13 protein-coding genes are annotated in these 12,121 nt (G+C 48.2%); 11 read left to right on the top strand and 2 right to left on the bottom strand.

The annotated features are described in order from the left end of the window. The first annotated feature begins 1 nt into the window (after window position 1). From FC34_RS03365 to FC34_RS03355, 3 genes are read left to right on the top strand one after another with little or no spacing between them, the layout of a single operon-like run. A complete protein-coding gene (locus tag FC34_RS03365) occupies window positions 2–997 on the top strand; it encodes a WxLIP family cell surface protein (protein ID WP_057893967.1) in 996 nt (331 codons plus the stop codon). Window positions 998–1,011: 14 nt separating this feature from the next. Further along, on the top strand, window positions 1,012–1,593 hold the full coding sequence (locus FC34_RS03360; protein WP_057893966.1) for a WxL domain-containing protein: 582 nt from the start codon (window positions 1,012–1,014) through the stop codon (window positions 1,591–1,593). Beyond that, window positions 1,590–1,907: a hypothetical protein gene (locus FC34_RS03355; RefSeq protein ID WP_057893965.1), complete on the top strand. Its 318-nt coding sequence runs from the start codon at window positions 1,590–1,592 to the stop codon at window positions 1,905–1,907. Before FC34_RS03360 ends, FC34_RS03355 begins: the two co-directional genes overlap by 4 nt. 36 nt (window positions 1,908–1,943) lie before the next feature. Here FC34_RS03355 and FC34_RS03350 read toward each other — a convergent pair whose 3' ends face one another. Beyond that, window positions 1,944–2,690 (bottom strand): flavodoxin family protein, encoded by a 747-nt coding sequence (locus FC34_RS03350; protein WP_057893964.1) that lies wholly within the window; start codon window positions 2,688–2,690, stop codon window positions 1,944–1,946. A 120-nt stretch (window positions 2,691–2,810) separates the two neighbouring features. On the opposite strand from FC34_RS03350, the gene FC34_RS03345 reads away from it, so the two are divergent. From FC34_RS03345 to manA, 3 genes are read left to right on the top strand one after another with little or no spacing between them, the layout of a single operon-like run. Further along, on the top strand, window positions 2,811–3,677 hold the full coding sequence (locus tag FC34_RS03345) for a VOC family protein (protein WP_057893963.1): 867 nt from the start codon (window positions 2,811–2,813) through the stop codon (window positions 3,675–3,677). A gap of 60 nt (window positions 3,678–3,737) precedes the next feature. After that, window positions 3,738–4,718 carry a serine hydrolase domain-containing protein gene (locus FC34_RS03340; protein WP_057893962.1) on the top strand — a complete coding sequence of 327 codons (981 nt, stop codon included), beginning with the start codon at window positions 3,738–3,740 and terminating at the stop codon, window positions 4,716–4,718. 37 nt (window positions 4,719–4,755) lie between these two features. After that, on the top strand, window positions 4,756–5,727 hold the full coding sequence (gene manA / locus FC34_RS03335) for a mannose-6-phosphate isomerase, class I (RefSeq protein ID WP_057893961.1): 972 nt from the start codon (window positions 4,756–4,758) through the stop codon (window positions 5,725–5,727). Window positions 5,728–5,764: 37 nt separating this feature from the next. Here manA and FC34_RS03330 read toward each other — a convergent pair whose 3' ends face one another. Beyond that, the gene (locus FC34_RS03330; RefSeq protein ID WP_420805032.1) at window positions 5,765–7,141 is read right to left on the bottom strand and encodes a Mur ligase family protein; all 1,377 of its coding nucleotides are present in this window, start codon (window positions 7,139–7,141) and stop codon (window positions 5,765–5,767) included. 177 nt (window positions 7,142–7,318) lie between these two features. Here FC34_RS03330 and FC34_RS03325 point away from each other — a divergent pair, with 177 nt between their 5' ends. From FC34_RS03325 to glyA, 5 genes are read left to right on the top strand one after another with little or no spacing between them, the layout of a single operon-like run. Continuing rightward, window positions 7,319–7,891 carry a thymidine kinase gene (locus FC34_RS03325; protein WP_057893959.1) on the top strand — a complete coding sequence of 191 codons (573 nt, stop codon included), beginning with the start codon at window positions 7,319–7,321 and terminating at the stop codon, window positions 7,889–7,891. A gap of 9 nt (window positions 7,892–7,900) precedes the next feature. Further along, on the top strand, window positions 7,901–8,980 hold the full coding sequence (gene prfA, locus FC34_RS03320; protein ID WP_057893958.1) for a peptide chain release factor 1: 1,080 nt from the start codon (window positions 7,901–7,903) through the stop codon (window positions 8,978–8,980). Then, entirely contained in the window at window positions 8,973–9,821 is an 849-nt protein-coding gene (gene prmC, locus FC34_RS03315; protein WP_057893957.1) for a peptide chain release factor N(5)-glutamine methyltransferase, read from the top strand. Before prfA ends, prmC begins: the two co-directional genes overlap by 8 nt. Continuing rightward, window positions 9,821–10,834 (top strand): L-threonylcarbamoyladenylate synthase, encoded by a 1,014-nt coding sequence (locus FC34_RS03310; RefSeq protein ID WP_057893956.1) that lies wholly within the window; start codon window positions 9,821–9,823, stop codon window positions 10,832–10,834. The genes prmC and FC34_RS03310 overlap by 1 nt, the downstream gene beginning before the upstream one ends. Before the next feature lie 43 nt (window positions 10,835–10,877). Beyond that, a complete protein-coding gene (glyA, locus tag FC34_RS03305; protein WP_057893955.1) occupies window positions 10,878–12,113 on the top strand; it encodes a serine hydroxymethyltransferase in 1,236 nt (411 codons plus the stop codon). The last annotated feature ends 8 nt before the right edge of the window (window positions 12,114–12,121 follow it).

Here is a 12,121-nt window from a genome sequence, read left to right as displayed (position 1 = left end):
CGTGTATAAAAAATGGTGGTGGTTTCTCGTTTTAATCGTCGGTATCTGGGTGGGCCAACCACAACATTTGGCAGCCGCGGGCGCTGATTTCACGATTAAATCGCAGATTCCTGAGAATCAAATTGACAAAAAGGCTTCCTATTACGACTTGCTGGTGAAGCCAGGGACGACTCAGAAACTGAGTGTTGTGGTGGAGAACGCCGGTAACAAGACGCGTAAGTTTCGGGTCGCACCCAATACCGCATTTACGAACGACAACGGCGTTATTGAATATAGTCGCGAGAATTACATCCCCGATCGATCGGCTAAAACAACCTTGAGTAAACTGATGTCCAAAGCCCAGACCGTGTCTGTGGCAGCGGGCGAGAGCAAGACAGTCACTTTCACGCTGACCGTCCCTAAATCTGGGATTGACGGCTCGGTCTTGGGTGGCTTCTATGTCACGCCTGAAGAAGAAGAGAGCACGGCTAAAAGTGGCATGTCGATTCAAAATCAGTTTGCCATGGTGATTGGGATTCAGCTCAGAGAAAACACAACCACGCAATCACCTGAACTCAAGTTGGGAACTGTTGAAGCTGCGTTACATAACTCACAGACAGCGATTAAAGCTAATGTCCGCAATGTTGTCCCAGTACACTTTGGACAGATGACAATCACGGCTAAGGTGACCAAGTCGGGCAGCAGCGATGTGTTGTATCAGTCAACGCGTAAAAATTTAGAAATGGCGCCAAATTCAAATTTTGACTACAGCATCCTGATGAAGGATAAGGCGTATCAGGCTGGCGATTACACGTTAAATCTGGTGGCTAAGTCTGGCAAGAAAACCTGGACACTGACTAAGGGTTTCACGATCAAAGCAGAAACCGCCCGTGAGTTAAACAAAAAGGCCGGAATTGAGACGACCGACTATACCTGGCTGTATATCGGCGGTGCGGTCGTGTTGTTGGCAGTAATTGCTGGGCTGGCCTTCTATCTCGGTCGTCGTAAGCGGCGATGAAGGGAGGACAAGACATGAAGCACTTTGCAAAAATCATGGCAGTTCTTTTGATTGCGAGCTTGGGCTCACCAACTGTGTCCGCCGTCAGTACTTTAGGCGAAATCAACATTGATAATACCGGCGGACTCCGATTACTGGAAGTGCCTGATTTAGAATTTGAAGATGTCTCGCTTGACCGGGCCCTTGATCCAATCCCAGTTTCTTCAGCCTCACGGGCAGGGGGCTCCGAAGGTCAACTTACAGTGCAGGACAATCGCTCAACGGAGGCGCAAGGTTTTCATGTAAACGTCTCACTCAGAAATTTCAAATGTACAATTCACGGTGTGCCACTACAAGACGTTGAATTATGGGTCGATTTTACTGACGGTTCGGACCCCCTGATGATCAGCGATACTCCAGCAACAGTTTGGAACAAGGTATATGCTGCCAACGAAGGCGGAGCCGGAATGATAAGCCTTGACTCGCGTGATCATAGTAATTCGATTATTATTCCGCAACAAAACGAGGAAATTCACGAGGGCACGTACATCGCGACCCTGAACTGGACTTTGTATGACGCGCCAGTCGGTGAAATCGCCCAGGAGGTGATAGGTTGACCCTCATCAAAAAGCTTGCGCTGTTGTTAGTGGTCATCTTCACTGTCGGGGCGACGGTTACTTCTGTGTCGGCTGAGACTTCAAATGGCCGGGTGCGACTGGTCGACGATGAAGACGAGTCAACTGGAAGCGGACCGGGGACTAATCCTGGTGGGCCCACGAATTCTGCTGGCGGAAACAACAGCAAACACGTGGGCTTGATTCCTGGTCTAGGAGATAGCCAAAGTTTCTGGCTGTTGGTTATTGGCCTGGAAACCTTACTGGTGGTGGGCCTATCCGCTCATGCCTTGAGGCATCGAAAGCGCCAAAACTAAAAAGAAGGTTCAACCTACACAGGTTGAACCTTCTTTTTAGCGCCGTTTATGCCGAACAAAAGTGAAATAGTGCAACAGGCAAGCCAGTAGAACAAAGAAAATCAAGACAAAGCTGATGTATCGCCACCAGAAGTTGCTAGTCAGAACGGGTAAGACAAGTTGGATGCCCATGGTGGCTAGCGCCATCACAGCAATCATCATGAATAAGAGCAGGTAACGTTTCAAGGTTTCGTCATCCTTTCGGGTTTTTGTGCCAAGCTTGCCCCCAATTCGCTGGGCCTGAGCTAATTTGGTTGTGGGGATGTCTGTGTGGTTAGCCCAAGTGTTTGGCAGCACAAGTTCGGTGATTTTATGTAACCCAGCTGCAGTCATGGCCTTGTCGAGGGTACGAAAGGTTTGATCAGTCTGATGGGTGAATGTATTCTCAAGTCCGCTGGCAAAACAGCTCGAAATACTCAAGTAATGCTTGTCTTTGTATTGACCTGGTAAGGTATCACCAGCCTGAGTCATTCGGACCAATCGCGGGCGCATAACATCCAAAAACTGCTTCATTTGGCCAGCAATTGTCGAGAAGTAAGTCGGGCTGGCCAATACCCACACATCCGCTGCGGCCAATTTGGCCTCAAGTGCGTCTAATTCTCGACCCTGTGGGCGTAATTGCCAGTCGTTGAGATCAATGATTTCGGTGGTATTTGGTTCTGGGACGGCTGCCAAAACAGTCTTCATCAGGGTCATTGTTGCCCCGTCAGCCGCTTGACCGCCGAAAATGCCAAGTATGTGCATTGTATCGCCTCCTTGTTCAAGGTTATACAAAGTGAAGCCAGCTCGCAAGCTTGAGACTGGCTTTTTGTGGATAAAATCGCTAAATTATAAGTAGAACATAAATTGAGGGGACAGAATAACATGGCAGAATTCCAGTTAGCTGAAGAGACCCAAATCGGTTTCGTTGCGTTAAAAGTCAATAATTTACATGAAATGACCAGGTGGTATCAAGAAACATTAGGCCTGGTGGTCCTTGAAGAGACAAGCAAGCAAGTGTTCCTTGGGACGCGTTTGAATCAGCGAGTTTTGGTGCTGCTTACCCAATTGAATAGCGGTGAATCATCTACTGGGTTGAGTGGGCTTGATCACTTTGCACTGTTACTGCCTAACTCAGCTTCTTTAGGGAGTGCCTACCAGCAAGCCAAGAGCAGCACAGATATCACGGACCGTTTCATCACTGGCTATACTGAGGGATTTACTGTGGCTGACCCTGAAGGAAATGCAATTGAACTGATTATTGATAAAGCAATTGAACAATATCAATCTGTTAGTGACTTTGACTGGGAAGATGATACCAAGCAGCCAGCAACGGACGCGCAATTGAGTCAACAACACGACGATGATTATGCTGGATTGCCGTCTGGTACGACCATCGGCCATATTGCTTTAAAGGTCAATGACATCAATGCATCGGCCGATTATTTGGTGAAAGTTCTTGGTTTTGCTGAAAAGGCCAGCTCTACTGAAAAAGAGGCCTTCTTGACCACTGGTGACTCACATCATCATATTGGGATTGAACTCGTGGCGTCAACGACAAGTGGTCAAGCTGGCGAACAAACGTTGGGTTTAGATTACGTGAACTTGTTGCTGCCAAGTGAGAAGCCACTGGAAGATTTGATGGCTAATCTGAAGGCGACAGAGACGACGGATTATGATTACAATCCAGATCATCACTATTTACGGATTGCAGGTCCAAGCAATCTCACACTGTGGTTTAGTGTGGCATAACCTTAAAAAGCGCTCAAGTGAGCGCTTTTTTTGTGCGACAATGGTAATGAGGTGAATTTAATGCAAGTGAAGAAACTTATGGCTGCGCTCCTGGCTGATCGCATCGTGCCTGGTATTAGCTATGCTTGGCTCTCTGGCCAATCTGTCTACGAAGAGGTCCTCGGTGAAGCACAATGGTTGCCCCAACCGGCGCCATTGCGGCCGGGGATGCTCTATGATATCGCGTCTTTGACGAAAGTCTTAGGAACCTTGACTGTTTTCTTGCAACAAGTAGATGTTGGTAGCGTGGCGGTCGATGATGAAATCCGCCAATACCTGCCAGGATTTGATGCGCCAACGACCTTTAGACAAGCCCTGACACACACGTCTGGTCTTGAAGGATACATCCCTCATCGTGATCAACTATCAGCCCCCGATTTACGGCAAGCACTGCTGACGCAATTGCATCCAACCACTGCAGCCAATCACCAGGTTGTTTATCGGGATGTGAACCTATTACTAGTGGGTTGGGCATTGGAACGTATTGTTGGGTCGCCAATTCAGACATTGATTACCGACCAAGTGTTGCGGCCTTTGGGACTGCCCACGGCCACCTTCACACCACAGCCTGATCACAGTGTGCCCACGACTTTTTCACAAGAACGAGGCTTACTCAAAGGCCGAGTGCATGACCCTAAAAGTGCCATTCTGGGTGTCCACAGTGGGGCGGCGGGACTTTTTGCTTCACTAAATGATTTGATAATCTTCACGCAATATATCTTTGGGCAACGGCAAAATTCGGTTTGGCCAAGCTTTTATCGGCAATCGCCCACGGACGCGACGGCTGGATTAGGCCGAGCACTAGGCTGGGACTTACGAGGCGATGCACACAACCGCAATTGGTTCTACCATACGGGTTACACGGGGACGTTCTGGCTCATTCAGCCCCAGACGCAACAGGCACTCATTGTGTTAACCAATCGGGTTCATCCAACTGTTAATGCCGACTTCTTACCCCGACGAGATGAGATTGTGAAAACGGTCTTAGAAAACGCTCACTAATGTGCTAGACTAAAGAAAAAGGTCTAGGGGGCAAAGTATGACAGAACCATTATTTTTGAAACCAGTATTCCAACCAAAGATTTGGGGTGGCCGCAAACTCGAAACAGAGTTTGGCTATGACTTGCCCGATGGCGACATTGGGGAATTGTGGGCTATTTCTGCGCATCCTCATGGGCCAAGCACCATCGAAAATGGGCCACTCGCCGGCAAAACGTTGGCCCAAGCCTGGCGCGATGATCAAGACTATTTTGGCCATCAACCGGGCAAGGTCTTCCCGTTGTTAACGAAGATTCTAGACGCCGAGGATAGTTTGTCAGTGCAAGTTCATCCTGATGATACTTATGCGGCAGCTCATGAGGCTCCAGGTGAGCTTGGCAAAACTGAAAGTTGGTATGTCATTTCCGCTGAACCTGGCGCTTATTTGATTTATGGGCATCACGCCAAAACGCGCGCTGAACTTGAAGCGATGATTAAAGCTGGTCAGTGGGATGACTTACTGCGCAAGGTCCCGGTAAAGACTGGGGACTTCTTCTATGTTCCAAGTGGCACCATCCATGCGTTGAATAAGGGCATTATGGTTCTAGAAACGCAACAAAGTTCAGACACCACTTATCGATTGTATGACTACGACCGCACTGACAAAGCCGGGCATAAGCGAGAATTGCATTTGCAACAATCAATTGATGTGACCACGGTCCCGCATGTTGATCCAAAGCTCAATATTCAAACAGCCAAGGTTCAAGATGCGACGATTACGACTTTCGTGCAGCCGCCGATGTCACCATTTTTTGCAGTCTATCGGATTGTGTTAGCTGGTAACTTGAACCAAACTGCCCAAGCACCGTACACCCTGGTGTCAGTCTTGAATGGTGAAGGTACCTTCGTTGCTGATGGGGGAAGTTCCCCCATCAAGCGCGGCATGGACTTCATCATTCCTAATCAGATCACGGAATGGAAATTTAGTGGCAATCTTGAAATGATTGTGTCAACACCCGGTAATGAGGCATAAAAAAACTGTGACCATCGTTGAGATGGTCACAGTTTTTTTAAAATCCAGCTTTGAGATACCCGCCTTCAGCGAGTTTTTTGCGTAACTGCAAAATTGCCGTATAGGTGGCAAGAAGGTAGACTTTCTTCTCTTTAAATTGTGGCAGGGCGTCAATGACTTTGCCCAAATCAGGCTGAACTTGCAATTGATCGTCAGGGACACCCGCAACCTTCAAACGATAAGCAATGTCTTGATAGCGCTCGCCACCAACGAGGTAACTGCTGGCTTTATGGCTTTGAACCAACTCTTCAAAGTTGCCATCCCAAATCCAACTGGTATCGATACCGTCGGCGTAGTTCGCATTTAGTAAGGTGCCAAAAGCAAAAGGCTCGGTTTCATTTTGAATCATATCGAGTACTTGATTGAGGCCGACGGGATTCTTCACCAGAATCAAGGTGACAGCTTTGTCGCCGACTTGAACAACCTCTTGGCGTCCAAAGACTTTCTCATCATAGGTGAGGGCTTCAGCCATTTGTGTCGGGCTGACATCAAAAGCTGCGCCGACAGCATAAGCAGCTAAGGCGTTATAGATGTTGTACAAGCCCCCAATTTGAAGGCTGAACGCTTGACCATCAATAGTGAACTTGGAACTAGTGGGGAGCATTTCTTCAACGTTCGTCACAGTATTAGTGAGCTCAGGACGCGAGAAACCACAATTCGGGCAGAAGAAGTCGCCGAGATTACTATAGGTAATCAAATGATAGTGCAAGATGTGATTGCAGACGGGACAGAGCACCCCATCAGTATTGGGTGGGGCCACTAAATCGTCAGTACCTTCGCTTTGAAACCCAAAATATGCCTTTGGATTGACTAACTCTCGAGATGAAAAAATTGGGGCATCTCCGTTGGCAATGACTAAAGCGTCAGGGGCTAATGCAATGCCATCGAGAATTTTCTGGTAAGTTGTATAGAATTCACCGTAGCGATCCATTTGATCACGGAAAATGTTGGTGAGAACAAATGCCTTAGGATGTAGGTATTTCGCAACCGGAGCCACATTAGCTTCATCGACTTCAAGAACGGCAATACCGCGGCCGTGGCCTTTCTTAGGTTGCGCCAAGAAGGCCGTGATGATCCCTTGCATCATATTTGACCCGGTTGGATTGGTGAGGATTTCGTCGTACTTTTGCCGTAAGACTTTCACGACCAAATTTGTCGTGAGGGTTTTCCCGTTCGTCCCGGTCACAACGATGACATCATAATCTTGACCAAGTTGACTCAAGACATCGGGATCGATGCGACTGGCAATTTTGCCGGGTAGTGAAGAGCCACCCTTGAGAAAAGTATGTAAGAACCAATAAGCACCGCGCCCTGCAAGCGCGGCAGTTTCTGCTTTGGCGGAATGTTTAGTTGCCGTAATTAATCTTCCTCTCACGCGTAGTTGCATCAACTAAGTTAATGTCAGATAGCAACATCATAGCATATTCGACGCTGTTGGCGAACGGGTTCGATTAGGCATTGCGATTTTTTAAACTTTGATTGCTGGGTCAATCTATGATTTTGGCTCTTTTTTGGGTATACTAGTACCAGTGAAATCACGGGAGGTTCAGCAATGGCACAACTTTTCTTTCGTTACGGCGCCATGAACAGTGGTAAAACCATTGAAATTCTCAAGGTAGCCCATAATTACGAAGAACAAAATAAAAAAGTGCTCATCATGACCAGCGCTGTCGATAGTCGCTCCGGATTGGGCCGCGTGGCCAGTCGTATTGGCTTAGAACGCGATGCCACTCCGATTCATGATGACACGAATTTGTATGACATTATTGCGGCTGAATCAGATTTGGCTTGTGTGCTCATCGATGAAGCGCAATTCTTACAACAACATCACGTGATTGAAGCTGCCAAAGTGGTTGACGAACTCAAGATTCCTGTCATGACTTTTGGCTTAAAAAATGATTTTCGCAATGAGCTATTTGAAGGCTCGAAATACTTGTTACTATACGCAGACAAAATCGAAGAAATGAAGACGATTTGCTGGTTCTGCGCCAAAAAAGCGATTATGAATCTGCGGGTCAATGATGGCCATGCAGTCTACACTGGGGACCAAATTCTGATTGGCGGGAATGAATCTTATTACCCTGTTTGTCGGAATCATTACTTTAATCCCCCATTGAATGCCTAGGAGGGTACTGTGGATAAAATATTTGGACAATTAGACAGCGTGTTGGATCGCTATGATGAACTTCAAGAATTGATGTCTGATCCTGAAGTAATTAACGATACTAAGCGCTATATGGAATTATCAAAAGAAGAGGGTAGCTTGCGTGAAGTGGTTGCAGCTTACCGCAAATACAAGCAGGTCCTTTCTGATATTCAAGAAAGCGATGAAGTCTTACGTGAAAGCCATGATCCCGAAATGGAAGCCTTGGCTAAAGAAGACTTAGATGCTCTACGGCCACAAAAGGATGAACTCGAAGAACAAATCAAGATCTTGATGCTGCCCAAAGATCCCAACGATGACAAGAATATCATCATGGAAATTCGTGGGGCCGCAGGCGGGGATGAAGCGAGTTTATTTGCCGCTGATTTGTTGAACATGTACATGCGCTACGCTGAACGCCAGGGGTGGACAACTGAAATCGTTGATGAAACGCCAACAGAAGTTGGTGGTTACAAAGAAGTTGCCATCATGATTACTGGGGAAAGCGTCTTCTCTAAGTTGAAATATGAATCTGGGGCTCACCGGGTGCAACGGATTCCGTCCACGGAAAGCCAAGGTCGAGTGCATACCTCAACGGCGACCGTTGTGGTCATGCCTGAATATGATGAGGTTGATATTGATCTTGACGCCAAGGACATTCGGACCGATGTTTACCGCTCATCTGGTGCTGGTGGGCAGCATATTAACAAGACTAGTTCAGCTGTGCGGATGACGCACTTACCAACTGGGATTGTGGTGACCATGCAAGACCAACGATCACAACAACAGAACCGTGAAAAGGCGATGCAAATTCTGAAAAGTCGGGTTTACGACTTCTATGAAAGTCAAAATGCCGAAGAATATGCTGAGAGTCGTAAGACCGCCGTTGGGACTGGGGATCGCTCAGAACGGATTCGGACTTACAACTATCCGCAAAACCGGGTAACGGATCACCGGATTGGTTTGAGCTTGAATAAGCTCGACCGGATCATGAATGGTGAACTCGATGATGTCATTGACGCACTGATTTTGCACGATCAGACCGCCAAGTTAGAACAACTCAATGCCTAATACTTACGCAGAGGCGCTCAATTGGGCGTCTTTATTATTGTCGCCAGCTGGCCAAGAGGTAGACAATGCAAATTTCATCCTTGAGGTGCAGAAAGATTGGACGCCCAGTCAACGTAGGCTGCATCAAGACGATCCAATCACTGAAGCGGAGTGGCAGGCTTTTTCAGCGGCGGTGCAACGCCTGCTGAATGATGAACCAGCCCAATATATTGTGGGTAAAGCGCCTTTTTTGGGGGAGTGGTTCACTGTGACGCCTGACGTTTTGATTCCTCGGTTTGAAACTGAAGAACTGGTTGATTGGGTGATGACTGATCAAGCCGCCGCCAAAACGGGTTTAGACATGGGAACTGGTAGTGGCATCATTGGATTGACCTTGATGCAGCATTTACCTGACTTGGCCATGACGTTAGTGGACTTGTCGCCAGCAGCGTTAGAGGTTGCCAAAACGAATGCGGCTGCTTTAAACCTAGCGCCAACCTTCGTACAAAGTGATCTCTTTACTAATCTGGGTGATGCAAAGTTCGACTTTATTGTCGCCAACTTACCATATATTGATCATGCTGAAGAAGACGTGATGGATCGAAGCACTAAAAAGTTTGAGCCTGAGATGGCCCTCTTTGCTGACCATCATGGCCTAGCAGTGTTTGAGCACTTCGCACAGATGGCGATGGCTCATTTGAATCCGGACGGCGCTATTTACCTTGAGTTCGGCTATCATCAACGGCCGGCATTAGCCGCGTTGTTTGATGATCAAATGCCTGGATTCACACAGACATTTCGCCGCGATCTGGCTGGTCATCAGCGCATGCTGCGTTTGCAGGTACAGAAAGGAAATGTTTAATGGAGACGAAGCGTTTTAGTATTCAAGACATTGACGCCGCCGCGGCCGCGATTCGAGGCGGGCAGCTGGTGGCTTTTCCGACTGAAACTGTCTATGGCTTAGGCGCGGATGCCACAAATGTAGACGCCGTGAAAAAGGTCTATGCCGCTAAAGGCCGACCTTCTGATAATCCGCTCATTGTGCATGTCGCGCACCCGGAAATGGTGGCTCAATATGCTGAAGTCTCGCCAGAGGCGGCGACATTGATGAAGGCTTTTTGGCCTGGGCCGCTGACAATTATCTTGCCGATTAAACCGCACGCCCTCGCGCCTGAAGTGACCGGTGGTCTCCAGACGGCGGCCTTTCGTTTGCCAGATAATTCGGCAACGCGCCGGTTAATTGAAACGGCAGGGGTGCCATTGGTCGGCCCATCTGCCAATACTTCAGGTAAGCCGAGTCCAACAACGGCCGATCATGTTTTACATGATTTGAATGACAAGATTGCTGGTGTGTTAGACGATGGGCCAACTACTGTGGGGGTTGAGTCAACAGTCATTGATATGACGGTGAATCCGCCAGCGATTTTGCGGCCCGGGGCAATTGACGCGGCGATGCTGGAACCCATCATTGGACCAGTGCAAACGGAAGCTCATCATGTCGCCGCGAGTGAAGTGCCAAAAGCCCCAGGGATGAAGTATAAGCATTATGCGCCCAATGCCCAGGTCATCGTGGTGGCACCGACAGATTTCGTTGCGGCATTACGCGACTACCAATCGCGCACCGAACATGTGGGGATATTAGCTACGGATGAGATCTTAGCGCAGCTGCCGCCTGAGTTGGCGACATTCTCGCTGGGACATGATGTCAGGACAGCGGCGCAAGCGCTATTCGCAGGTCTGCGCTATTTTGACAATCATCCAAACGTTCAATTCGTCTTGGCCCAAGTATTTCCGACTGTGGGTCTGGGCAGCGCGTATATGAATCGATTGTTAAAAGCTGCCGGTGGCGCTCGCTTTGATTCTGGGCGTGTGTAACCGGTTTTGCTATACTGGGGATAATGACAAAGGAGGGATTGGCATGAATGATTTCATGGATCAGGATCCAGAATTATTCTTAGCGATTCAACACGAAGAAGAACGACAACAGCACAATATTGAATTGATTGCGTCAGAAAATATTGTCAGCCCAGCAGTTCGCGCTGCGCAGGGGTCTGTTTTGACGAATAAATATTCTGAGGGTTATCCAGGGCACCGTTATTATGGTGGGAATGAGTTTATTGATATCTCTGAAAACCTCGCCATTGACCGCGCTAAAAAGTTATTTGGGGCCGAATTTGCTAACGTTCAACCGCATTCAGGTTCACAAGCCAACATGGCTGTTTATCGTGCGTTTTTGGATGATGGCGATAAGGTCTTGGCAATGGATTTGACCGATGGTGGCCATTTGACTCACGGGAGCACGGTTAATTTCTCCGGCCAAGAATATCATTTCTATCACTATGGGGTTGATCCAAAGACTGAGCAGTTAGACTATGACAAGATTGCTGAGATTGCTCAAGAAGTGAAGCCCCGTATGATTGTCGCCGGCGCTTCGGCTTACAGTCGCTTGATCGACTTTGCCCGCTTCCGCGAAATTGCGGATAGTGTCGGCGCCTATCTGATGGTCGACATGGCTCATATTGCCGGACTTGTTGCCGGTGGCGTGCACCAGAATCCCGTGCCATATGCGGATGTAGTCACGTCAACAACGCACAAAACATTGCGCGGGCCCCGCGGCGGGTTGATCCTGGCTAAGGACGAATACGGCAAAGCGATTAACTCCGCTTTGTTCCCAGGTATCCAAGGCGGACCACTGGATCACGTGATTGCGGCTAAAGCGGTGGCTTTTGGTGAAGCACTGCGGCCCGATTTCAAGGATTACGCGGCCCAAATTGTCAAGAATATGCAAGCCATGGTTGAAGGCTTCAAGGAAGATCCTAAATTGCGGTTGATCGCCGGAGGCTCAGATAATCATTTAGCCTTGTTAGACGTGACACAATATGGCTTGAATGGCAGGGATGTTCAGGACCTGCTCGATACGGTCATGATTACGACCAACAAGAATCAGATTCCGGGTGAAACGAATGGCCCATTTAAGACCAGCGGTATTCGTGTGGGGACTGCAGCCATTACGACACGAGGGTTTGACGAAACTGAAAGTAAGCGCGTAGCCGAGCTGATTACATTGACCCTGCAGAACCGCGATGATCAGGCCAAACTTGATGAGATTAGGCAAGAAGTGCTTGCTTTAACCGCCCGTCATCCCTTATCATAGATAAGATT

Source organism: Lacticaseibacillus brantae DSM 23927, assembly GCF_001436115.1.
In the GTDB taxonomy this organism is placed as follows: domain Bacteria; phylum Bacillota; class Bacilli; order Lactobacillales; family Lactobacillaceae; genus Lacticaseibacillus; species Lacticaseibacillus brantae.
Note: the sequence above shows the minus strand (reverse complement) of the source record. Positions and strands in the feature narration are given on the sequence as shown.